Raw genomic sequence first — 23458 nt, forward strand, 5'->3', positions numbered from 1 at the left:
GCTCTTGTCGGTTGTAGGGAGGGTAGCCGGTGTGTGGTCAGGCATCGAGGAACGCCTGCGCCCTGGCCACAAATTCAACGTGGTACTGGAAAATCCCGCCGTGACCGGCATCCTGATAAATCACCAGCTCTGCGTTGGGGATACGCTTGGCCAGTTCAAACGAATTGATGCTCGGCACCATGATATCGGTGTCGCCGTTAACGACCAGTGCTGGTGCCTGCAAGCGTTCAAGGTCTTGCGGCGGTTGTTTGCCCCACGCGGTGATCGCTTTCAATTGACGCAGGAAAGCACGGGGCGTCGGGCCTTGGTCGCGATTGTTGTTGCGGGCTTGCAGGCGCTGCAAATACTGCGCGGCAGATCGACGGCCGTGGGCCGTAGACGTGAAGAACAGGTAGAATTTCGGATCGCGCAGGGTCAGCAGGCCTTTGACAATCAATGGCCACGACACCGCGCCAACCTTGCCGATACCGCTGCCGCCGGCCGGCCCGGTGCCGGTCAGAATCAACCGCCGCACCCGATCAGGCGCCTTCAGAGCGATGTCCTGAGCGACGAAGCCGCCGAGCGAGAATCCGAGCACATCAACGGTTTCCAGCCCCAGGGCGCGGATCAACTGAATGGCATCGTCGGCCATCTCGCCGACGGTCAGTGGCGCGGTTCCACCCGAGCCGCCGATGCCACGATAGTCGGTGGTGATGACGCGTCGGGTTTGCGCCAGGCCATCGATGATTGCGGGATCGAAGTTATCGAGCACCGCGCCCCAATGATTGAACATTACAAGGGGCACGCCGGTAGTGGGGCCGATATCGCGGTAGGCGAATGGAATACCGTTGACCCTGATCGATTGGTTCGCAGCGTTGATGAATGACGTTGGCGAACCCGAAGGGGGATGTTTCTGGGCTGAATTCATTACGCCTCCCGATTTCTGGACGGGTTCGATGCAGCGCCTTGCGCTTGCATCGAATCCGCCCCAAATGCTCACTACCTGAAGATCACTCTGGAGTCTGGTAACGCTGAGCAACCGCGGACTGACGGATTTGCCCGATCAGGCCCAGACGTGCGCCCTGCAGGGCATCCCAACGCTGCGCTTCGTGCAGCGGCGGAATGGTCACGGGTTCGCGACGATCGAAGCCGACGAGAGCGGCATCCACCAGATCGCCCACTTCCATGATTTCACTCAGGGTGTTGATGTCGACGCCGGAACGATCCCATATTTCCGTGCGCGTTGCGGCCGGCAGCACGGCCTGCACGTAGACGCCTTGAGGCGACAGTTCCAGGCTCAAACCCTGGGACAGGAAAAGCACAAAGGCCTTGGTCGCACCGTAGACCGTCATGCCGAATTCCGGTGCGAGGCCTACAACCGAACCGATGTTGATGATCGCGCCTTCACCGGCCTTGGCCAGGCGTGGAGCGATGGCGCTGGCGAGCCGCACCAGCGCCGTAGTGTTGAGGGCGACCAGTTGCGCCACTTTATCGGTGCTTTGCTCGACGAAATGCCCGGACAGTGCAGCGCCGGCGTTATTGACGAGGATCCCGATGCGGGCATCGTCGCGCAGACGGTTTTCAACGTTGCTCAGATCGCCGGGTTGAGTCAGGTCCGCCGGGATCACATCGACGGTGACGTTGTGTTCGCTGCGCAAGCGCGCGGCCAGTGCATCCAGGCGCGCCCGATCGCGGGCAACTACCACCAGATCGTGGCCGCGTTGTGCAAAGCGTTCGGCGTAGACGGCGCCAATCCCGGTGGAGGCGCCAGTGATCAAAACAGTTGGGCGAGTGCTCATGGGGTATCTCTCTTTCAGGATATGAGAAACAGAACGGGCTCAGCTTGCGCTGACGCTCGATTCAGCCAGTGTCGGGTAATCGATGTAGCCTGCCGCACCGCCGCCATAGAGGGTGGCGGGATTGAACGCGGACAACGGCGCGCCACGTTTCAGGCGTTCCACCAGATCCGGGTTGCCAATGAAGGGGCGACCGAAGGCGATCAGGTCGGCCTGGTCTTCAGCGAGCCGCGAGGTGGCCAGATCGAGGTCATAGCCGTTGTTGGCGATGTAGGTGTTTTTGAAGCGCTGGCGCAGGGCGGCAAAATCGAAGGGCGCCACGTCACGCGGGCCGCCGGTCGCGCCTTCGACCACGTGCAGGTAAACCACGCCGAGGGCGTCGAGTTGTTCTACGACGTAATCGAATTGCGCCTGCGGATCGCTGCTGGATACGCCATTGGCCGGCGACACTGGTGACAGGCGTACGCCGGTGCGGTCGGCACCGATCTCACTAACCACAGCCTCCGTCACTTCGAGCAACAGACGCGCACGATTTTCAATCGAGCCGCCGTAAGCATCGGTGCGCAGATTGGCGTTGTCCTTGAGGAATTGATCGAGCAGGTAGCCGTTGGCACCGTGAATTTCCACGCCATCGAAGCCAGCGACGATCGCATTGGCCGCCGCCTGCCGGAAGTCGCTGACGACTCCCGGCAGTTCGCTGATGTCCAGTGCGCGAGGCTCGGAGACGTCTTCGAAGCGGTTGTTGACGAACACTTTGGTGGCGGCGCGCAGCGCGGAAGGGGACACGGGAGCAGCGCCGTTTTCCTGCAGGTCGACGTGCGAGACGCGGCCGACATGCCACAATTGCAGAAAGATTTTTCCTCCCTTGGCATGCACGGCATCAGTCACGGCGCGCCAGCCGTCGATCTGTGCCGGAGTGTAGATTCCCGGTGTGTCTTGATAACCCTGGCCCTGCCGGGAAATCTGCGTGGCTTCGCTGATCAGCAAGCCGGCGCTGGCGCGCTGGCTGTAATAGGTCGCCGCGAATTCGCTAGGGACCAAGCCTTGACCGGCGCGGTTGCGTGTCAGCGGCGCGAGAACGACGCGGTTCGATAGCGAGAGGCTGCCTAGGGTGTAAGGAGTGAACAGAGTCCGCTTGGTCATTTGATGAATCTTCCGTGCCCGTTGATGAAGATCAGTGGTGCAGGCAATTAGGATGATGATCGAAATCTAAACTGTCAACAATTTTGATTATGGGTAACATCTATGTATCATCGGACTCAGGATTTCCCGGGAAACACGAGGTATTGCAAGTGAGAGTAACCAAGGCCCAGGCGCAGGCAAATCGAGAGCACATCGTTGAAACCGCCTCACAGCAGTTCCGTGAGCGGGGCTTTGACGGCGTCGGCGTTGCTGATCTCATGGCGGCCGCTGGTTTCACCCATGGTGGTTTCTACAAACATTTCGGGTCGAAAGCAGACCTGATGGCCGAAGCCTCGGCGTGCAGTCTGGCCAAATCGCTGACCGCCGCCCAAGCGCTGGATGTTCCGGGCTTCATCAACGTCTACGTGACTAGAGAGCATCGCGACGGACGCGGCAGTGGTTGCACGATGGCCGCGCTGTGTGGCGACGCGGCGCGTCAGGCGGACGATGTGAAAGCGACGTTTGCCGAAGGCATAGAACACATTCTGCAGACGCTAGAAGCTAAATACCCGACAGGAACGGATCCTGAGCCGGGTGAGGGCAGAAAGAAAATGATCGACCTGCTTTCACGTGCCGTCGGCGCGATTATTTTGTCGCGCGCCTGCCCGGATGACTCCGCACTTGCTGATGAAATACTTGAGGTGTGCCGGGCAGAAATGATTGCTTCATTGCCGGTCGATGACGTGGAGCCGGTGTAGAGACGGCGCTCATTGAAAGAGTAGCTTCAGTAGAAGTGCGATGTTTTTGCTTGGAGCAGAGAGTCAATTTGAGTCCAGAACCATGGGGCGCGAATGACAGCTTTTGGCCGGAATCAGCCCTGCGTAACAGGCTGCTATCGGCCATCTTCGGTCTTTCCAGTCTATGTTTAAGCACTAAATTTCGCGGCGCACTCTCCCTGGCGGCGCCCCATAAACCTCCTTGAATTTTTTACTGAATGCCGCCTGCGATTGGTAACCAACCTGCAACGCTATATCTTTCAAACCCAGATGCGAATGACTCAGCAGGCTGAACGCCAATTCCATACGGACTTGCGTAAGCAATACCCACGGCGACACACCAGCCACACGAACGAACGTGCGCATGAAAGATGCACGGGACATGCACGCGATCTCGGCCAGGTTCTGGATGGTCCACTCGTGCGCAGGATTAGCCAACATCGCCTGCCAAGCGGGTCCCAGACGTTTATCGCTGAGCAAGGCAAGTGTACCGATGTCTTGGCCATGGCTTACTAGATAGGCGCGAAGGATCAGGGTGAATAACCCTTGAGAAAGAGCATCGAGCAAAAATCTTGCTCCAATCTGACCACCGTCTGCTTCCCCTCGTAGCATATCGACCAGCGACGGTAATGGCCCATCTGCCGGGAACACGCCGCTGGGAATCAACAGGTACTCAGGCAATGAAGCAAACAGCAGCGAAGTCCGGTTGAAGTGAAAGCAGCCGCAGAGCATGTCCAGATCCGCACTCATGCCGCCAATGCGATGGATCGGCAATACGCCAGCGCTGATGCGCTTTGGCGGTGTTGGCGCAACATCTTTCCCCGGACTATGCAGCACGTGCGCAGCACCACTGGGCAGCAATAGAACGTCGCCGGCGCGCATAGAAAGACGCTGACCGTCTGGAAGCTCCACCCGACACTCACCCGACAGCACAACGTGGTATGGCGCTTTACCCAGCGCTTCCTGCTCATGCTCCAGAGCCCAGTCACCCTGAAATTGGCAACGTAAATCCAGACTGCCACGAACATTGGCAAGGCTGATGAGCTTGTCGATTGAATTCATTTGAGCGCATCGCATAAAAAACAGAGCGTATCGAACTAATCAAAATCGGACCAGTGCATACACTAAACGAGGCTAAACACTACACCCAACCTCCTCAGGAGTTAATGCGATGTTCAATAACTGGTCCGACTTGTTGCCCTCCATCCAGAAAGCTTTCGGCGCGCTGGGCAAAAGTAATCCCAAGATGGTCAAAGCCTACATGGCCCTCGGTGATGCCTCTGCCGAAAACGATGTGCTCGACGCCAAGACCCGCGAGCTGATCTCCATCGCAGTCGCCGTCACTACACGCTGCGACGGCTGTATTGCCGCTCACACTGATGCGGCGATCAAGGCTGGTGCGAGCCGCGAGGAAGTGGCCGCGACATTGGCCACTGCGATCTCGTTGAACGCAGGCGCCGCTTACATTTTTTCACTGCGCGCGCTTGAAGCGTACGACACCTTGAAAAAATAGTGCACACGCCATAACTCCACCGGCCCCGGACACTTCAACGTGCCGGGGCTTACTTGTATACCTCCGGACGTCAGCAACTTGTTGAGACGATCTAACAATAACTTGAGCATGACGCACAAAAGCGTCTCGAGGCTAAGCCTCAGACTGGCTCCACATTCCACATATTCGGATAAGTCTGATGCCCGCTTCATTCACTACATGGCTGCAATTTATCAGCAAGCTCGACACCCTCGGCACACACCTCATGAGACTGGCGATCGCCATGGTTTTCTTGTGGATCGGGGCACTCAAATTCGCGCCTTACGAGGCCGACAGTATTACCCCATTTGTCGCCAACAGCCCGTTCATGTCGTTTTTTTACGAACATCCCGAGGATTACAAGGCACACCTCACGCACGAGGGTGAACTGAATGCGGACAAGCGCGTTTGGCAGACCGCAAATAACACCTACGTCTTTTCCACCGGACTGGGTTTTGTAGAAATTCTGATCGGTCTGCTTGTGCTTTCCAACCCGATCTCGCGACGCGCCGGTCTGCTTGGAGGGGCACTGGCGTTCGGTACGCCGCTGGTGACCTTGACCTTCCTGCTCACTACACCTGAAGCCTGGGTGCCGGATCTCGGTGATGCTGAACACGGCTTTCCCTTCCTGTCTGGTGCAGGACGTCTGGTGCTCAAAGACGTCTTGATGCTGGCCGGCGCTCTACCGGTAATGGCTGATTCCGCTCGCCAGTTGTTGCAAGAGAGGCGCTCCTGATTTTCTGAATCGCCCCGGTTTTTCCAGGCACCCTTGAGCGGCTGCTCTGGCCGTAAGCAGCCTGTCACGAGGGCTGCTTCCGGACAATTGCCGCTCTTCGTGCCAGACAGCACTTGCTCCTTCCCAGCCCGAAGTCGGTCACGTAGCTGAGCCAATTGCGCAAAACCCATGATTCAGTTCACCGCCTCAAGGTTGACCCAGCCAATGCCGCAGCAATGGGGGCCGCAGCATGAGAGCGAAGACTTATAATTACTGGTCCTTATTATCTGGCGGTGGGGCCCCATGAATTTCGTCAAACATGGCGCTTGTCACGGAAGCAGCATAAACAATGTATTTCATATCACTCTCTTTGCTACTGACTTCATAAATGTCACAAAGAAGGCTTCTGTTGTGCTTGGGTAACGCGACAGGCGACCAGGATGAAAGGCTCTTGAAGTTGTACTCGGGGCCTTTGTACGTTAAAGACCTTATGCCGACTACGATGCGTTTATATTGCTGCCTGTCAGGTCTTTTGGAGGTTTGATAGTCGCCTATAAATGTGCCTAAAGAACCAGAGACAACATCTATGCACGCCTTGTCTAGCGCGGTTTCATAATCTGCCGCCGCATATGTTCCAACGCTGCCATGATTGGAATAGAATTTTTGTAGCGGCGACAATTTTTCTTCGGGATACTGGGGGGTATATTTATCGCCCTCGAAATAGTATTCGATGTACCCTCGCGAAATATCGACCCTGTTATAGGTCTTTCTCTTTTCTATCACGTCTTCGAACGTGTACCAGCGCTGCTCAATTAGTCTGTGCTCGACTTCCAGTCCGCTCGCCAAAACCTTTGAAGAAAGCGCGGAGCCGAACAGGATAGATGCAATCACACTATTTTTCATGGGCTCACCTGAGGCAGGGTTTTTAAATTTTTATTTATTTTAATCGGTGCGCGATAGAGGTGTAGATTTATCTAATGGAAACATCAGCATCAGCATCAGCATCAGCATCAGCATCAGCATCAGCATCAGCATCAACATCAACATCAACATCAACATCATCAATTGAATGACCTCGCTTTTTATAAGCATCCAATGACTTATGAGAGTGTGCGAGGGCATTGGGTGCCAGGGCCCGAGTGTTCAAATCACTCGGTCCAGAGCATGTTTTTCAATGATTTGGCCCAACTTCCGCGAGTCGGGCTTTTTCATGGGTGTGACTTTTGCGCCACCTCTGCGCGTTGATCCGGGCCTGTTCAGGTCACTGGGCCTTGGCACGCTTGATGTCACTTATGATTTGCCGCGCGATAGCCTGTACCTGCTCTTCGGTCATGGCCGACATGACGCCTTCCCAGGCTGAAGATGAAGTGTCGTAGGTCCGGGACCCGATCAATTGGCCTGACTTCAAGTCTGTAAAGTCTGCCGATGAGTTGATCCAGGCATTACCGACCATGACGCCGGCGCTATAACGCGCACCGGGTGTCAGGTAGCGAAAGTTGGTCACGTTGATCCTGAGCCCGATACCGTCTTTTTCCACAGGGTTCATTGGCTGGGGTTCGGCAAGGCCATAGCCGGCCTGGGTCGCTTCAACGTGCAGGGCCTGGCTCCATTCTTCCTTCAACCGCGGCCAGTCCTTGTTTTGCTCAACCCTGGTGTTGCCCTGGAGCTCGAGGATGATGTTGCGCTTGGCAGCTTCGCGGATTGCCAATGTGTCAGTGCCGCTGCTTTTTACAGTGGCAGCGCAGCCGCCCAGCATCGAAATGGCTACGCAGCAGGACAGGGCAAGCGAGAGTTTAGTCAGGTTCATTGAACTTCCATCTTCACAAAAAAAGTAAAAAGCTAATGGTTGCGCCGCGCCAGATCACTCGGCCCAAAGTGCGGTGTTGGTTGTTTTTTTCATCAGACAGAGTATTCGCTGGCCATCATACCGCCATCACCCAATCTGACCATACCCTGGACGATGGTGTCTGCTGACGGCCCAGGGTTTGAATCAACAACACAGCATGTTCTGGCGTGGCGAGGTATTGTTCTGCAGTTTTGACTATTCAGCGAAAAGGATCAGTTGCATGTCTAACCGCCCAGGTTTTTTTCATCTGCTCGGCATTACTGCCCTCAGTCTGTTTATCGGTAGCGCCCAGGCCAGCACGGCTTCAGCGCCTCCCGAGTCGTTGCCGTTGTTGCTGGCAACCATGAATGAGCGATTGAACATCGCAGACCAGGTTGCCCTGAGTAAGTGGGACAGTGGCAAGCCGGTGCAGGACGGTGCGCGCGAAGCGCAAGTCATTGGTAACGCCCGGGTACTGGCCACGGCCAGGCAATTGGACCCGGATGCTGTGGCCGAGCTGCTGGCTGCCCAGATCGAAGGCAACAAGCTGGTGCAGTACGGGTTGCTGGCCGAATGGCAAGCCGCCGGCAAGGCTCCGGACGTCCCGCGGGCTGATCTCTCGACGCAGATCCGGGCACAGCTGGATCAACTGCAAACCCGGCTGTTGCAGCACTACAGTGCCTTCTCCGCGTATCGCAATGCCCCGGACTGCAGCCGCTGGGTTGCTCAGGCGCGCAAAGGCCTGGCCAAGGATCAATTGCATGAACTGGCACTGATTCGGGCAACCGGGGATCTGTGTACCGCTGGTAAATGACACCAGGGTGACCGGGGGCTGGCGATACAGCCGGGGGAGGGGCGGTGTCGGGTAGCGCCCGGTTGCGCGAAGTTGGCCAGCACGACTCAAATGCGTACAGCCTCTTCCCCTGACGCCAGAATATGAAACTCGGTATGGCTGAGTTTGTGGGCGTGGCCGCCACTGCTGACCTGGTAATGCCTGCTGCTCTGCGTCCACCCGGCGTTTGTGCCATCCGCGCCGGTGGTCATGGTTTGGGTGGTCAGTTCCTCTATTTCGTATATACGGCCGGTACTGCTTCTGGCTTCGAACAGATCTGTTCGTACAATCCTTGTCTTGTCCATGACGCGTCCTTGGGTGTTGGTTCCGGGATCAGGCCCCAGGCAATGAACCGCTGCCTGACACTGGACAAGCCCTTGTCCGCTGATAATCCCTGATCGTTTGCCACTGTGGATTCAATACCCGTTACCGGGCCTCGGCACAATTCGTGCTTTGGCATTAGTCGCAAGTGACAGGGGCAACCGGCAGCCGGATCAAGGCTGCGGCAGCAGTTCCTCAATCACCTGCAAACAATGATTGAGCCCGGGGGATACGTCGCCCACGCGCCGGCTGAGGATGATCGGTGAAGTCGCGTTGGCCTCCAGCAGCGGGGTAAAACCAATATCGTCGCGGTGCAACAATTGCACCGAGGCCGGTACCAGGGTCACGCCGATTCCCGCGCCCACCAGGCCGATGGCGGTTTGCAGTTCGTTGGTCCATTGCGCGACATGGATGTTCACGCCGTAGGAATCGAAGAGGGCAATCACGTGGTCGGCGTAGCTTGGCCGCGGATTGACCGGGTACAGCACAAACGGCTCGGCTGCCAGCTGGCGCAGACTGATGGGCCCTGCCAGCAGTCTGTGCCCGGCGGGGAGGGCAGCCACCAGGCGGTCTTCGGTGAGTATGCTCTGGACGATGGCCGGATCCTCGATGTGGATACGTCCGAAGCCGATGTCTATCCGGCCGGCCTTGAGTGCCTGTACCTGCTGCAGGGTGGTCATTTCCGAAAGCCCCAGTTCGAGCTCCACCGACTTGCCGCCGCGCAGGCGCCGAATCAGTTCCGGCAGCACGCCATACAGGGTCGATGGCGCAAAGCCGATACCCAGCCAGGTTTTTTCCCCGGAGCCGATGCGTTGAGTGTTGTCACAGACCTTGCTCAACTGTTCCAGCAGGGCCGTGCTGTGCTCGTAAAAAAAACGCCCGGCAGCGGTCAGCTTCAGCGGTCGGCCACGCTCCAGCAATAACACCCCCAACTCTTCTTCCAGCTGCTGGATCTGCCGGCTCAGGGGCGGTTGGGCAATATGCAGCAGCTCGGCGGCGCGGGTGAAGTTGAGCGTTTGAGCCAGTACCTGGAAATACCGCAGATGACGCAGTTCCATAGAAACTCCAGAGCAGGTCCCATACCTTAAAGGTATCAAGTCAGACCAATTCTATATTGGTATCGGGAAAAAAGCCGTACCAGAATCAGTCCCGGAATTTCAAGAATCTGACGGGTATAGACATGCTTGCAACAGCCATTGAATCGATCGAGACGGTAATTGTCGATTTGCCGACCATACGCCCGCACAAACTGGCGATGCACACCATGCAGAACCAGACTCTGGTGCTGATTCGTGTGCGCTGCGCCGATGGCATCGAGGGCATTGGCGAGTCCACCACCATCGGTGGCCTGGCCTACGGCAACGAAAGCCCGGACAGCATCAAAACCAACATCGACCGGCATTTCACGCCGTTGCTGCTGGGTCAGGACAGCAGCAACATCAATGCCGCCATGCTGAGGCTGGAACGCAGCATCCGCGGCAACACCTTTGCCAAATCAGGTATTGAAACGGCACTGCTCGATGCCCAGGGCAAACGTCTGGGCCTGCCGGTCAGCGAACTGCTGGGCGGACGGGTGCGCAATTCACTGCCGGTGGCATGGACCCTGGCCAGCGGCGACACCGGCAAAGATATTGCCGAAGCCGAAAAAATGCTCGACCTGCGGCGCCACCGCATCTTCAAACTGAAAATCGGCGCCGGTGAAGTCAACCGCGATCTGGCCCACGTGATTGCCATCAAACAGGCCCTGGGCGAGCGCCGGTGTGCGGGTCGATGTCAATCAGGCCTGGGACGAATCTGTGGCGTTGCGCGCCTGCACAATTCTGGGGAGCAATGGCATCGACCTGATCGAGCAGCCCATCTCGCGCAACAACCGCTCGGGTATGGTGCGCCTGAACAGCATGAGCCCGGCGCCGATCATGGCCGACGAATCCATCGAAAGCGTGGAAGATGCGTTCAACCTGGCGCGGGAAGGTGCTGCTTCGATTTTCGCCCTGAAAATCGCCAAGAACGGCGGCCCCCGTGCAGTCCTGCGCACCGCAAGCATTGCCGAGGCGGCGGGGATCAGCCTGTACGGTGGCACCATGCTGGAAGGCGGCATCGGCACCCTGGCCTCGGCCCATGCCTTTATTACCCTCAACAAGCTGGCCTGGGACACCGAACTGTTCGGGCCGTTGTTGCTGACCGAAGATATTCTCAGTGAGCCGCTGCTGTATCGCGACTTTGAGCTTCACGTTCCGCAAACCCCGGGCCTGGGCCTGACCCTCGATGAAGAGCGCCTGGCGTTTTTCCGTCGCGACAAAACCGCCACCGCCGTTTCTCAAGTCTAAGGAGAGCCTTATGTTGTTCCACGTAAAAATGACCGTGAACCTGCCGCTCGACATCAACCCCGAGGTGGCTGCCCGGCTCAAGGCGGACGAGAAGGCTCTGGCCCAGCGCCTGCAAGATCAGGGCAAGTGGCGTCACCTGTGGCGCATTGCCGGGCTCTATGCCAACTACAGCGTGTTCGATGTCGACAGCGTCCAGGAGTTGCACGACCTGCTGATGCAGTTGCCGCTGTACCCGTACATGGCTATCGAAGTCACTGCAATGTGTCGCCATCCTTCGTCCATCCGTGAGGACGACCGCTGAGTCCTGGGAACCCGGTCAGTTACGCCAATAATTACAAGATGAGGAACCACCATGAACGCCAAGATTTCCCATACTGCCAGCGCCCGTAAATTTCTCGACGAGGCCAGCGGTCTGCACAACGATGGGGGCGACCCGCGGGTCAAAGCCCTGATCAGCCGCATCCTGCGTGACTCAGTGAACATCATCGAAGACCTCGCCGTGACCCCGGAAGAGTTCTGGAAAGCCGTGAACTACCTGAACGTCCTGGGCTCGCGTCAGGAAGCCGGGCTGTTGGTGGCAGGCCTGGGGCTGGAGCATTACCTGGACCTGTTGATGGACGCCGAAGACGAGCAGGCCGGCAAGTCCGGCGGCACCCCGCGCACCATCGAAGGCCCGCTGTATGTAGCGGGCGCGCCACTGTCCAACTTCGAGGCGCGACTGGATGACGGCGTCGACCCGGGTGTTCAGCTGTTCATGCAGGGCCAGGTGAAAAACACCGCTGGCGAGCCCCTTGCCGGTGCGGTGGTCGATGTGTGGCATGCCAACACGGGCGGCACCTATTCCTATTTCGATGCCAGTCAGTCGGAGTTCAACCTGCGTCGGCGAATCGTCACCGATGCCGAAGGCCGCTACCGTTTTCGCAGCATCGTGCCGTCAGGCTATGGCTGCCCGCCGGACGGTCCGACCCAGCAACTGCTCGATCAACTGGGCCGTCACGGGCAGCGCCCGGCGCATATCCACTTCTTTATTTCTGCTGCGGATCATCGTCACCTCACGACCCAGATCAACCTCGATGGCGACCAGTACCTGCATGACGACTTTGCCTACGCCACACGCGATGAACTGATCGCCAAAATCAGCTTCAGCGATGACCAGCAGCGCGCAGCCGAACATGGAGTGAGCGGCAAGTTTGCCGAAATCGAATTCGATTTCACCCTGCAGTCCTCTGCTCAGCCCCAGGAGCAGCAGCGCCAGGAGCGGGTTCGCGCGCTAGAGGACTGATCACCTCAAAAGTCCCCTGACTCTGTTCAGCATCTCGCTGAACCCTGAGCCCGGTTCTGCCCTTTACCAGCTCAGGCGAACCCCCGCGTTACCACCGACACCCTCCAGGGTGTTGGTGTTGTAATCCGCTGCCAGGTACAGGCCCATCGTCGAAGACAATCGCGCCACCACCCCGACGCTGGCAAGCCAGGCTCCCACAGGCGATTTTCGGCACTGCGCAAAGGCTGCCACAGAAAACATGCACCCATGGCCATGCCTGTTGGCCAGGGCACACACACTCGCCTGGCCGGCGGCCCACCTGTTGGTTTACAGCGGTTTGAGAGCTTACTTATGATGAGCGACTTTTTTGGTATCCAGTTTCGTATAACGAAACAGCATCGAGAGGAAAACAATAATGAACTCCCGACAAGAACCGGTCGTGACCCTGGAAGTCCGCAATGATGGCGTGGCAGTGGTGCAGATCTCCCGTCCTGAAGCGAAGAACGCTCTCAACAGTGCCGTGCGCGAGCAATTGGCCGTGCATTTTCGTGCGCTGGCCAGCGATGTGCGGGTGCGCGCCATCGTCCTGACCGGTGGTGAGCAGTGCTTTGTTGCCGGGGCCGACATCCGCGAGTTCGCCCACGCCAGCGCCATCGAGATCTACCTCAGGCACACCGAATACCTTTGGGAGGCCATCAGTCGTTGTCCGAAGCCGATCATCGCTGCCGTCAACGGTTTTGCCCTGGGCGGTGGTTGTGAGCTGGCGATGCATTGCGACATCATCGTGGCCGGTGAGTCGGCGCGCTTCGGTCAGCCAGAGGTCAAGCTGGGCCTGATGCCGGGTGCCGGTGGTACCCAGTGCCTGATCCGTGCGGTCGGCAAGGTACAGGCCATGCGCATCGCGCTCACGGGCTGCCTGGTGCCTGCGCCGCAAGCGCTTGCCATAGGCATGGTCAGCGAGGTGGTGAGCGACGCTCAAACAGTGCCCCGGGCCCTTGAACTGGCCGCAGAAATCGCCGCATTGCCGCCACTGGCGGTGGCGCAGATCAAGGAAGTGATGCTGGCGGGCGCTGATATGTCGCTGGACAGCGCATTGATCCTGGAGCGCAAGGCGTTCCAGCTATTGTTTGATTCAAAGGATCAAAAAGAGGGCGCCCACGCCTTTCTGGAAAAGCGTAAAGCCAACTTTATCGGCGAGTGAGGGACGCCTTCCACGGCGCATTCCCTGTCTTCATCCAGCACCGGTGATTGTGCAGATTTTTTCAGAGGCGTAACTGCAACAGCAGTGTTGTCGACTGTTGTTGCCTTAGGCAGCGCATGCTTGATATCTGCTTTGATGTATTCAATACCTTCCACACCCACAGAGATGCGTACCGGTCCGTCACGCACTCCGTTCTGCTGCAGATCAGCACAGCCTGGCATGACTAATGAGCCTTGCCTTTAGCATCACCTGAGCACAGGAGTCATGAGCACGCCCCGGCAGCTTTGACCGCCGGCACCCTTGCCACTGTAACTGCGGGGGCGGTGGAGTAGGCCAGTCAGTTGTTTTTATATAGGACTAGATAGGATATTTCTTATGTTTTCAAAGAATGTCTTATAGAAGAAAGTTGGTTTTATAAGAATAAGTGAGTATTTGTAACTGAAAGTTATTAAGTGTTTGTTATTGATCTTGTTGGTTGATTAGAATCCGCGCCGGGCACTTGGCGGCTTCCTGTCGCGCAGCAGACCCACTATAACGGTTACCCGGAATCTCCCGGGTGTGTGATGGAGTTTTTCTGTCTCGTAGACGTGTGTCTGGAGGGTTTATGGTTACAAGCAGCTTTCAGGATGAAGTGCCAAAGGCGCGGATAAATATCAAACTTGATTTACATACGGGCGGGGCACAGAAGAGCGTCGAACTGCCACTTAAGTTGATGGTGATGGGGGATTACAGTAACGGTAAAGAGCAGCGCACGCTGTCAGAAAGAAGCAAGGTAAATGTCCACAAAAACAATTTCGACAGTGTGCTGGGCGAGTTCTCTCCAGGGCTGAAACTGGCAGTGCCCAATACCTTGTCCGATGACAGCAGCGACAGCCCTGTCGAGTTGAGTTTCCACTGCATGAAAGACTTCGAGCCTGAACAGGTAGCCCGGCAAATCCCGCAGCTGCGGGCTTTGCTGGCAATGCGCAATCTGTTGCGTGACCTCAAATCCAACCTGCTGGACAACGCCACCTTTCGCCATGAACTGGAACGCATCCTCAAGGATGACGCGCTGAGTAATGAACTGCGAGCCGAGCTGGCCGCTCTGGCCCCACAACAAAATCGTTAATTACCCTCGGTTCGTTAATAAGGAAGTTAATCGTCATGTCGGTAGAACAATCATCCGTCCCCGCAAAGCAAACTGAAACCCGCGATACGGACAGCAGTCCGGGTGTCTATGGGGCCTTGTTCGGAAAAATCAATCTCAACCCGGTCACCGAACTCGAAGGTATCGAAACTTTTCAAAATGCCGAGGCGTTGTCCGAAGTCTCGACAGATGAACGGGTAACTGCGGCGGTTAGTGTGTTCCTGGATTTGCTAAAACAGTCGTCGCATAAAGTCGAGCGTCTGGACAAGAACTTGCTGGATGAACATATAGCGTCCCTGGATGCACAGATCAGCCGGCAACTTGATGCGGTATTGCACCATCCTGACTTCCAGCGTGTCGAGTCGACCTGGCGCGGCGTGAAGTCGTTGATCGATCAGACCGATTTTCGCCAGAACGTGCGGATTGAACTGCTGGATATCAGCAAGGAGCATCTGGTCCAGGACTTCGAAGACGCTCCTGAAATTGCCCAGAGCGGGCTGTATTTGCATACCTACACCCAGGAGTACGACACCCCGGGTGGCGAGCCGGTTGCGGCAGCCATTTCCAACTATGAGTTCAACCGCAGCCCGCAGGATATTGCCCTGCTGCGCAATATTTCCAAAGTGGCGGCAGCTGCCCATATGCCATTTATCGGCTCTGTCGGGCCGGCGTTTTTCGGCAAGCAGTCAATGGAAGAAGTTGCCGCCATCAAGGATATCGGCAACTACTTTGACCGGGCTGAATACATCAAGTGGAAGTCATTCCGCGACAGCGACGATTCCCGTTACATCGGCTTGCTCATGCCCCGCGTGCTGGGACGCCTGCCGTATGGGCCGGACACCGTTCCGGTGCGCAGCTTCAACTACATCGAAAGCGTCAAGGGCCCGGACCACGAAAAATACCTGTGGACCAACGCTTCGTTCGCCTTTGCGGCAAACATGGTGAAAAGCTTTATCAATAACGGCTGGTGCGTGCAGATTCGCGGTCCGCAATCGGGGGGCGCGGTAACCGGGCTGCCGATACACCTGTACGACCTGGGTACGGGCAACCAGGTGAAAATCCCGTCCGAAGTGATGATCCCGGAAACCCGCGAATTCGAATTTGCCAATCTCGGTTTTATCCCGCTGTCGTACTACAAGAACCGCGACTATGGCTGTTTTTTCTCCGCCAACTCGGCGCAGAAACCGGCGCTGTATGACACTGCCGACGCCACGGCCAACAGCCGGATCAATGCCCGTCTGCCCTACATCTTCTTGCTGTCGCGTATCGCCCACTACCTGAAGCTGATTCAGCGCGAAAACATCGGTACCACCAAGGACCGTCGTTTGCTGGAGCTGGAGCTGAACAAGTGGATCGCTGGCCTGGTCACCGAAATGAGTGATCCGGGAGACGACCTGCAGGCTTCTCATCCGCTGCGAGATGCCAGGGTGACGGTGGAAGACATCGAGGACAACCCCGGCTTCTTCCGGGTCAAGCTGTACGCGGTGCCGCACTTTCAGGTTGAAGGTATGGACGTCAATTTGTCGCTGGTTTCGCAGATGCCCAAGGCAAAAGCCTGAGTCACTTCGCGGGGAAACGCTGTCATGAAGATCGACCGCCCCCTGTGGGCTGCGGGGGCATTGCTGTCCCCGCAACAATTCCAGCAACAGGCGCGCTGGGAGGCCTGGGCCAATGAACAACTGGCCCATCTGGCCCTGATTCACCCCTGGGGGGTTCGGGGGGTGGAGTTCGACCTGCAGGCCTTGCGCCTGGGCAAGCTCAAGGCGACCCGGATGCGAGTGCGCATGGCTGATGGCACCCTGATCGATTGCGAGCATGTGGACCGGCTGCCGCCGGCCCTGGACCTGGCCCGGCTGTTACCCGCCAGCGCCCGGGCCGCGACCCTGGTGCTGGCCTTGCCGCTGGAGCAGGCCAATGGCAATAACTGTCTGTTCGAAGGCACCAGGGCCGACCGCCCGACCCGTTATCGTCAGGACTGGCGATCCGTGCAGGATATTTATGCCGACGAGGTGCAGTCGGTGGGTGTGATGGAGCACGTTCTGAGCCTGCGCCTGGCTGATGACGAGAATGCCGAGTACCTGACATGCCCGGTGGTGCGTCTGGCCCGGGACGGGGAGGGCGCCTGGATCCTCGATCCTGACTATGTGCCGCCGTTGCTCAGCTTCGCGGCTCATCCGGGGCTGCTGGCCCGGCTGGATAACCTGCTGACCCAGTTGTCGGCCAAGCGGCAACGGCTGATGGGCATGCGTCGCGAGAGCAACCAGCGCATGGCGGATTTTGCCGTGGCCGATGTGTCGTTGTTCTGGCTACTCAGCGCATTGAACACCTATCAGCCGGTACTGGCCGACCTCAAGGCGCATCCTGCGCGGCATCCCGAGCAGGTGTACCTGGAGCTGGTCAAGTTGGCCGGTAGCCTGATGACCTTTTCCCTGGAACACGATATCGACCAGATACCCGCCTATCGGCATGACCGGCTGGAAAGTGTTTTTGCGCCTTTGATGTGCACCATTTCGACCTTGCTCGAAGCCAGCCTGCCCTCCCGGGTCATTGCCCTGGAGCTGGACGAAGCAGGGCCCAATCGCTGGCAGGTGACGCTCAACGACGGGCGCCTGCGTGAGCCGGACGGGGTCGACTTCTACCTCTCGGTACGTTGCCGCATGCCGGCAGCACAGTTGCAAAGCCAGTTCCCGCGCCTGTGCAAGGTGGGGCCCCCGGATGAAGTCGATCACCTGGTCAACGCTGCGCTCGACGGCGTGCCGTTGCAGCCCCTCAGTCATGTGCCGGCGGCCATACCATTGCGCCTGGAAAACCAGTACTTCGCCCTCGACCTTGGCCACGCCAGCGGGCGGGCGATGCTGGCTGAAGGGACCTGCGCCTTTTACGTGCCGAGCACTTTGCCCGACATCAAGCTTGAACTGTTTGCGGTACTGCGCGCATGAACCTGAGCAACGACAAAAATACCACCCTGAGCGCGTCGGATCTGGATGCGTTATTGCAAGACAGCTACCTGCTGGTGATCGAGTTGCGCCAGGGCGCTTCGATGCAACAAAGCCCGGATGTGTGGAAGCGCTGCGAGCGCCAGGTCGAGCAGGTGCAACAGGCTCTCAAAGAGGCTGGTGTGAGCAGGCGCAGTGTCGATCTGATCAGTCACGCCCAGTGCGCCTTGCTGGATGAAGCTGCCCTTGGCTGCGCCAGGGGCAATGCTCATACCGACTGGGCAAGCCAGTCCTTGCAGACGCGTTTTTTCAGCAGCCACCAGGCCGGTGAGTTTCTCTATGAAGAGATGCGCGAAGCCCTGTTCCAGCCCGCGCCGGACGTGCTGCTGCTGACGGCATTCCAGCGGGTTCTGATGCTCGGTTTCAAGGGCCGCTACCGCGACCTCAATGACCCACAGCGCGAGCGCCTGCTGGCCGACCTGAATGCCCGGGTGGCTCCTCTGCAACTGCACCAGGCGATCACCACACTGGCGCCAGGCCAGGCAGTGTCCTCCCTGCGCCGATTACATTCGCCATGGGTACATATTCTGGCGGCGACCCTGTTGCTGGTCGGTGTCTGGTGGGGGCTGGATCACTGGCTGGATGAGCTGATCAAGACCCTGATGCCTGGCCAGGGGTGATGGCAGTGATGACCCTCAAGCTGACACGAAGCCTGTGGCTGTGGGCCGCAGCACTGAGCCTGGCCCTGTTGTGGCTGATCCCACTCGCCGGCTGGATAAGGGCCGTGGCTGTCCTGCTGGTAGTGGCTGTGCTCGCCCGGGCCTGGAGTCTTACGGGGCGGCGTTTTGCCCGCAAACGCCGGCGTCTGATGCTGGCCGGTGATATATCCCTGCCGCCCGCTACCTGGCAACAGCCCGTGGTGCTGGTCTGTGGCGACGGGCTACAGGGGTTGTTCGGTTCGCCCGGGCAACTGGCCCTGCGAACCACGGCCCAGGGCTGCTATGTGCAAGTACCTGCTGCGGATCAGCTATTGAGCTTGAGCTCGGCGATTCTGGCCCGGCGCCCGCAATGGGCTGGACAGCTTAGCGTGATGTTCATCGTCAATCCTGGCGAACACCGCGACGCCGCAGAGCTGGCCGGCCGGGTGCGCAGCCTTGGCAATCAGTTGGCGGGGTGCCGCAAGCGTGGCATTACTCTGCCGCTGATGCTGGTCAGCTATCTGCAGACGGCTCAAGACAGTGACCTATGGTTCAGCTGGGAAGCCGGGCAGCCTGCCCCTCGTGTATATGAAACCGGGGCCTGCAGCAACCTGCCCGACTGGCAGCAGCGTGCCCCCGACAACGCCGCTTACGCCTCACGCCTGGGCCATGCAGTCCAGGTCGGCAGTGCAGCGGCCTGGCTCAGGCGCGCGGTACTGGCACACCTGGATACCCGCGATGGCAGCCAGCCTCTGGTCTGTGCCTTCACGCTGGTAGCGCAGCTGCCGTGCACCGCTGTCGGTAATCTGTGGCAGCAATGGCTGGCCGAAAGGACCGGCTTGAGTGATACCGGGCCATCGCTGGCGGGCGTCGATGCGCGGTTGCCGTTTCCCGACCCGCTGCTGAATCTGCTGGCGCTGCGGCCCCGGCGCTCCACGAATCTGTGGGCGGGTGTCGCAGCATGCTGGTTGTTCGTGCTGGCCGCTGTCATGGCCATGACTAGCTCGGCCTGGCAAAACAATTTGTTGCTGCGCCAGGTCAGTGACGATCTGCGCCGCTACACAGCCATTACTTCTGGCGAACAGGGCGGACCTGACCAAACCGGCCTGGGCGAAAACGCTGTTGCGGTGTTGCGACAGGACGCCATGCGCCTGGATAGCTACTACCGCCAGGGCGAACCGCTGGCACTGGGCCTGGGCCTGTACCGCGGCGAAATCCTGCGCCTGCCGGTGCTGGCGACCATTGCCAGTCATCGCTCACCTGCACCCGTGCTCACCAACACCAACACCGCGCCTGCGGTGCGGCTGGACGGCCTGTCACTGTTCGGCACGGGTAGCGCCGAACTAAAACCGGGTTCGACCAAGGTACTGATCAGTGCCCTGGCCAGCCTCAAGGTCCAGGCGGGCTGGCTGATCGTCATCGACGGGCATACCGATGCCAGTGGCAACCCGCAACAAAACCTTGAGCTGTCCCGGGCCCGTGCGGCGACGGTACGCGACTGGATGCAACGCATGGGCGACATCCCCGACAGCTGTTTCGCCGTCCGGGGCTATGCCGCCAGCCAGCCCCTGGCCAGTAATGACAGCGTGGCCGGACGTGCCGCCAACCGTCGTGTCGATATTCGTCTGGTGCCGCAAGCGGGGGCCTGCGTGCTGCCCGCCGCGGGGCCGGCCATTCCCCCCCCCGGTCGCATCCCGCGGCTGGTAATGTTGAAAAAGGAGCTTCACATGGCGATTCCCGTTTACCTGTGGCTGAAAGATGACGGCGGTGCCGATATCAAGGGATCGGTGGACGTACAAAAGCGCGAAGGCAGCATTGAGGTGCTGGCCCAGGACCACAGCCTGTATATCCCCACCGACAACAACACCGGCAAGCTCACCGGCACCCGGATCCACACCCCGTTTCTGTTCACCAAGGAAATCGATGCCTCCAGCCCCTACCTGTACAGGGCTGTGGGCACCGGCCAGACCCTCAAGAGCGCCGAGTTCAAGTGGTACCGCATTGATGACGCGGGGCAGGAAGTCGAGTACTTCAACACCACCCTGGAAAACGTCAAGGTGGTAAAGGTCGCGCCGAAAATGCACGACATCAAGGACCCCGCCAAGGAAAAGCACAACCACCTGGAACAGGTTGAGCTGCGCTACGAGAAGATCATCTGGACCTTCAAGGACGGCAACATCGTTCACTCCGATTCCTGGAGCGAGCGTCCGAGCGTCTGACGCGACTAGACCTGCCGGCGGGTAACCGCCGGCAGGTTTGCGGTGTGCAGGGTCGAGCCTCCGTTCGTGGGGGGCTGAGCCAAGCACATCGAACTGCATGTGCCTTTGCCGACCTGCCGAAAATCTACAACAGGGATGTACCCCATGGCCCAGAATGCCATTCGTTTGCTTCGCCGTCTCAACCCCTATTGCGCCCAGGCACTGAGTGCAGCGGCCTCCTTGTGCCAGAGCCGCGGCCATGGGCTGATCAGCATCGAGCACTGGCTGCTCAAACTGCTGGAACAGGGCGAGGGCGACTTGACCCTGATCGCCCGTCGCCATGAATGGGATATGGATGCGCTCTGGCGCGGTCTGCTAGAGCATCTCGACAGCCTGCCGCGCACAGTGCAGAGCAAGCCGCAGCTGTGTGCCAGGCTGCAACAGCTGATCAAGAACGGCTGGCTACAAGCTTCCCTGGACGGCAACCACGACACCCTGCGTTCGGTGCATCTGCTCGGTGCGCTGCTGGAAACCCCCGGGCTGCTCGCTTGTGAGGCGGCCTGGCCGTTGTTCAGCATCAGCGCTGGCCAGCTGCAGCAGTTGTCCGGGCTGCTCGACCAGCACTCCGAAGAGCGTCCGCAGATCCTGCAACAGGCAGCCGTGGAGTACATCGAGATACCGCTCGTGCCCACCAGCGACCAGGCGCAAGTGCAGCTGGCGGTACTGGACAAATTTACCCAGGACCTCACCGCCAAAGCCAGGGCAGGGCAGATCGACCCGGTGTTCGGACGTGACGACGAGATCCGTCAGGTCATCGATATCCTCAGCCGTCGGCGCAAGAACAACCCGCTGCTGGTGGGCGAACCCGGGGTGGGCAAGACGGCGCTGGTGGAAGGCCTGGCATTGCGCATCAGTGAGGGTAATGTGCCAGACAGCCTCAAGCCGGTCAGCGTGCGCAGCCTGGATCTGGGGTTGCTGCAAGCAGGCGCCGGGGTCAAGGGCGAGTTCGAACAACGCCTGAAAAACCTGATTGAGGCGGTGCAACAAGCGCCGCACCCGGTTCTGCTGTTTATCGACGAAGCCCACAGCCTGATCGGCGCCGGCAACCAGGCCGGCGCTGCTGATGCCGCCAACCTGCTCAAGCCGGCCCTGGCGCGCGGCGAATTGCGCACCATCGCCGCCACTACCTGGAGCGAGTACAAACAATATTTCGAGCGCGATGCCGCCCTGGAACGACGCTTTCAGAAGGTCACGGTCGACGAACCCGACGACGCCAGTGCCTGCCTGATGCTGCGTGGTCTCAAGGCCCGCTATGCCAGCCACCACGGTGTGCACATCCAGGACGCGGCGGTCCAGGCGGCGGTCAACCTCTCGCGGCGTTACCTGACCGGCCGCCAGTTGCCGGACAAAGCCGTCGACCTGCTCGACACCGCCAGCGCCCGGGTGCGCATGAGCCTGGACTGCGAGCCCCAGGCACTGGTACGTCTCAAGGCCCGGCACAACGCTCTGCAGTTGGAGCACCTGGCCCTTGAACAAGACCGGCACCTGAGTGGCAGCCCCGCCGCCGAGCGCCTGGCCAGCATCGCTGGGCAACAGGCCGAACTGCAACGTCAGCAAGCCGGGCTTGAAGAGCAATACCGCCGTGAACTCGACCTTACCCGGCAACTGCTCGATGCCCGCCAGGCCGAGCCGCCGCCCATGGACGTCTGTCTGCACCTGCAACAACGGCTGAGTGCAGTCCAGGGCAATCAGCCCTTGCTGTCCCTGGACGTTAACGTGCGCAGCGTGGCCGAAGTGATTGCCGACTGGACCGGCGTCCCCCTGGGCAGTCTGCTCAAGGACGAGCAGGCCAGCCTGCTGGAACTGGAACAACAACTGGCCGGGCAGGTGATCGACCAGGATCACGCCCTTGGCGCACTGGCCCGGCGTCTGCGTGCTGCCAAAACCGGTCTGACCGACGAGCAAGCGCCATTGGGCGTGTTCCTGCTGGTGGGCACCAGTGGCGTCGGCAAGACCGAAACGGCCCTGGCCCTGGCTGACCGGCTGTTCGGTGGCGAAAAATCGCTGATCACCCTCAACCTCTCGGAGTATCAGGAAGCCCACACCGTCAGCCAGCTCAAGGGCGCGCCTCCCGGCTACGTTGGCTACGGCCAGGGGGGCGTGCTCACCGAAGCCGTGCGCCAGCGCCCCTACAGCGTGGTACTGCTGGATGAAGTGGAGAAGGCCCATCGCGATGTGCTCAACCTGTTCTATCAGGTGTTCGACCGGGGCTGCATGCGCGATGGAGAGGGGCGCGAAATCGACTTTCGCAACACTGTCATCCTCATGACTTCAAACCTGGGCAGCGATCAGCTGCAAGCCTGCCTGCAACAGTCCCCAGACGCGCCGGACAGCACCCTGCACGAGATGCTGCGCCCGATCCTGCGTGAACACTTCCAGCCGGCCCTGCTGGCGCGGTTCCAGACCCTGATCTACCGCCCGCTGCAAGCCGATGCCCTGAAGCGCATCGTCGCAATCAAGCTGGGCCAGGTTGCCCGGCGCCTGCAGCGTCACTACGGCCTTGAGTGCCGGATCGACCCCGCCCTCAACCAGGCCCTGGTGGAGGCCTGCCTGCTGCCGGACACCGGGGCGCGCAACATCGACAGCCTGCTCAACCAGCAAATCCTGCCGGTGCTCAGCCAGCAGTTGTTGCAACGTCAGGCTGGCCGCCAGAAAACCCTTGGCGTGCACCTTGGCCACAACGCTGAAGACGGCATTGTCCTGCGTTTCATTGACGCCGCGGATGCGCAGTCAAGCGGCGTCATGGAGGCCTGA

23 protein-coding genes and 2 pseudogenes are annotated in these 23458 nt (G+C 59.3%); 15 read left to right on the forward strand and 10 right to left on the reverse strand.

All coding sequences use genetic code 11. The features are described 5' to 3' along the window. Window positions 1-37: 37 nt before the first annotated feature. The 3 genes from WG29040_RS13905 to WG29040_RS13915 form a co-directional block, all read right to left on the reverse strand. Window positions 38-907 carry an alpha/beta fold hydrolase gene (locus WG29040_RS13905; protein ID WP_127196330.1) on the reverse strand — a complete coding sequence of 290 codons (870 nt, stop codon included), beginning with the start codon at window positions 905-907 and terminating at the stop codon, window positions 38-40. Window positions 908-989: 82 nt separating this feature from the next. Next, entirely contained in the window at window positions 990-1778 is a 789-nt protein-coding gene (locus WG29040_RS13910; RefSeq protein ID WP_127196331.1) for an SDR family oxidoreductase, read from the reverse strand. Between the two features lie 39 nt (window positions 1779-1817). Beyond that, entirely contained in the window at window positions 1818-2918 is a 1101-nt protein-coding gene (locus tag WG29040_RS13915) for an alkene reductase (protein WP_127196332.1), read from the reverse strand. A 149-nt stretch (window positions 2919-3067) separates the two neighbouring features. Here WG29040_RS13915 and WG29040_RS13920 point away from each other — a divergent pair, with 149 nt between their 5' ends. Then, complete coding sequence (locus WG29040_RS13920) at window positions 3068-3655, forward strand: TetR/AcrR family transcriptional regulator (protein WP_177412979.1); 588 nt, start codon at window positions 3068-3070, stop codon at window positions 3653-3655. 174 nt (window positions 3656-3829) lie between these two features. On the opposite strand, the gene WG29040_RS13925 is transcribed toward WG29040_RS13920, so the two are convergent. Beyond that, entirely contained in the window at window positions 3830-4735 is a 906-nt protein-coding gene (locus WG29040_RS13925; RefSeq protein ID WP_127196333.1) for an AraC family transcriptional regulator, read from the reverse strand. A gap of 109 nt (window positions 4736-4844) precedes the next feature. Between WG29040_RS13925 and WG29040_RS13930 the strand changes: the two genes are divergently transcribed. Then, complete coding sequence (locus tag WG29040_RS13930; RefSeq protein ID WP_003442331.1) at window positions 4845-5186, forward strand: carboxymuconolactone decarboxylase family protein; 342 nt, start codon at window positions 4845-4847, stop codon at window positions 5184-5186. A 178-nt stretch (window positions 5187-5364) separates the two neighbouring features. Continuing rightward, complete coding sequence (gene rclC, locus WG29040_RS13935) at window positions 5365-5940, forward strand: reactive chlorine resistance membrane protein RclC (protein ID WP_003442333.1); 576 nt, start codon at window positions 5365-5367, stop codon at window positions 5938-5940. 249 nt (window positions 5941-6189) lie between these two features. Here rclC and WG29040_RS13940 read toward each other — a convergent pair whose 3' ends face one another. The 3 genes from WG29040_RS13940 to WG29040_RS13945 form a co-directional block, all read right to left on the reverse strand. After that, complete coding sequence (locus WG29040_RS13940) at window positions 6190-6822, reverse strand: hypothetical protein (protein ID WP_127196334.1); 633 nt, start codon at window positions 6820-6822, stop codon at window positions 6190-6192. Between the two features lie 67 nt (window positions 6823-6889). Beyond that, window positions 6890-7066, reverse strand: coding sequence for a hypothetical protein (locus tag WG29040_RS24335; protein ID WP_165878358.1), 177 nt, complete (start codon window positions 7064-7066; stop codon window positions 6890-6892). 114 nt (window positions 7067-7180) lie between these two features. Next, the gene (locus tag WG29040_RS13945; protein WP_003442335.1) at window positions 7181-7726 is read right to left on the reverse strand and encodes a DUF4410 domain-containing protein; all 546 of its coding nucleotides are present in this window, start codon (window positions 7724-7726) and stop codon (window positions 7181-7183) included. A gap of 259 nt (window positions 7727-7985) precedes the next feature. Between WG29040_RS13945 and WG29040_RS13950 the strand changes: the two genes are divergently transcribed. Further along, window positions 7986-8558 (forward strand): chorismate mutase, encoded by a 573-nt coding sequence (locus WG29040_RS13950; protein ID WP_127196335.1) that lies wholly within the window; start codon window positions 7986-7988, stop codon window positions 8556-8558. A gap of 86 nt (window positions 8559-8644) precedes the next feature. On the opposite strand, the gene WG29040_RS13955 is transcribed toward WG29040_RS13950, so the two are convergent. Both WG29040_RS13955 and WG29040_RS13960 read right to left on the reverse strand, forming a co-directional pair. Beyond that, window positions 8645-8881, reverse strand: a complete 237-nt coding sequence (locus WG29040_RS13955; RefSeq protein WP_127196336.1) for a hypothetical protein — start codon at window positions 8879-8881, stop codon at window positions 8645-8647. A gap of 189 nt (window positions 8882-9070) precedes the next feature. Beyond that, complete coding sequence (locus WG29040_RS13960; protein WP_003442340.1) at window positions 9071-9955, reverse strand: LysR family transcriptional regulator; 885 nt, start codon at window positions 9953-9955, stop codon at window positions 9071-9073. A gap of 122 nt (window positions 9956-10077) precedes the next feature. On the opposite strand from WG29040_RS13960, the pseudogene WG29040_RS13965 reads away from it, so the two are divergent. From WG29040_RS13965 to catA, 3 genes and pseudogenes are all read left to right on the forward strand, one after another. Continuing rightward, a pseudogene (locus WG29040_RS13965) lies at window positions 10078-11224 on the forward strand (muconate cycloisomerase family protein). A gap of 10 nt (window positions 11225-11234) precedes the next feature. After that, window positions 11235-11525 (forward strand): muconolactone Delta-isomerase, encoded by a 291-nt coding sequence (gene catC / locus WG29040_RS13970; protein WP_003442344.1) that lies wholly within the window; start codon window positions 11235-11237, stop codon window positions 11523-11525. A 51-nt stretch (window positions 11526-11576) separates the two neighbouring features. Continuing rightward, a complete protein-coding gene (gene catA / locus WG29040_RS13975; protein WP_003442346.1) occupies window positions 11577-12506 on the forward strand; it encodes a catechol 1,2-dioxygenase in 930 nt (309 codons plus the stop codon). A 63-nt stretch (window positions 12507-12569) separates the two neighbouring features. On the opposite strand, the gene WG29040_RS24550 is transcribed toward catA, so the two are convergent. Beyond that, complete coding sequence (locus WG29040_RS24550; RefSeq protein WP_256681550.1) at window positions 12570-12704, reverse strand: hypothetical protein; 135 nt, start codon at window positions 12702-12704, stop codon at window positions 12570-12572. 196 nt (window positions 12705-12900) lie between these two features. On the opposite strand from WG29040_RS24550, the gene WG29040_RS13980 reads away from it, so the two are divergent. The 8 genes and pseudogenes from WG29040_RS13980 to tssH all read left to right on the forward strand — a co-directional run bounded on the left by WG29040_RS13980 (window position 12901) and on the right by tssH (window position 23458). After that, a complete protein-coding gene (locus WG29040_RS13980) occupies window positions 12901-13686 on the forward strand; it encodes an enoyl-CoA hydratase (RefSeq protein ID WP_127196337.1) in 786 nt (261 codons plus the stop codon). A 604-nt stretch (window positions 13687-14290) separates the two neighbouring features. Next, entirely contained in the window at window positions 14291-14794 is a 504-nt protein-coding gene (gene tssB / locus WG29040_RS13985; RefSeq protein ID WP_127196338.1) for a type VI secretion system contractile sheath small subunit, read from the forward strand. A gap of 35 nt (window positions 14795-14829) precedes the next feature. Beyond that, on the forward strand, window positions 14830-16371 hold the full coding sequence (gene tssC, locus WG29040_RS13990; RefSeq protein WP_165878359.1) for a type VI secretion system contractile sheath large subunit: 1542 nt from the start codon (window positions 14830-14832) through the stop codon (window positions 16369-16371). 24 nt (window positions 16372-16395) lie between these two features. Next, on the forward strand, window positions 16396-17751 hold the full coding sequence (tssK, locus tag WG29040_RS13995) for a type VI secretion system baseplate subunit TssK (RefSeq protein ID WP_127196340.1): 1356 nt from the start codon (window positions 16396-16398) through the stop codon (window positions 17749-17751). After that, window positions 17748-18428: a type VI secretion system protein TssL, short form gene (tssL, locus tag WG29040_RS14000; RefSeq protein ID WP_127196341.1), complete on the forward strand. Its 681-nt coding sequence runs from the start codon at window positions 17748-17750 to the stop codon at window positions 18426-18428. The genes tssK and tssL overlap by 4 nt, the downstream gene beginning before the upstream one ends. 1163 nt (window positions 18429-19591) lie before the next feature. Further along, window positions 19592-19996: pseudogene (locus tag WG29040_RS24555) on the forward strand (OmpA family protein); the annotation flags it as partial. 177 nt (window positions 19997-20173) lie between these two features. Then, window positions 20174-20665 (forward strand): Hcp family type VI secretion system effector, encoded by a 492-nt coding sequence (locus WG29040_RS14010; protein ID WP_127196373.1) that lies wholly within the window; start codon window positions 20174-20176, stop codon window positions 20663-20665. A 144-nt stretch (window positions 20666-20809) separates the two neighbouring features. Next, complete coding sequence (gene tssH, locus WG29040_RS14015) at window positions 20810-23458, forward strand: type VI secretion system ATPase TssH (RefSeq protein ID WP_127196342.1); 2649 nt, start codon at window positions 20810-20812, stop codon at window positions 23456-23458.

Source organism: Pseudomonas sp. PAMC 29040, from assembly GCF_003994535.1.
In the GTDB taxonomy this organism is placed as follows: domain Bacteria; phylum Pseudomonadota; class Gammaproteobacteria; order Pseudomonadales; family Pseudomonadaceae; genus Aquipseudomonas; species Aquipseudomonas paraversuta.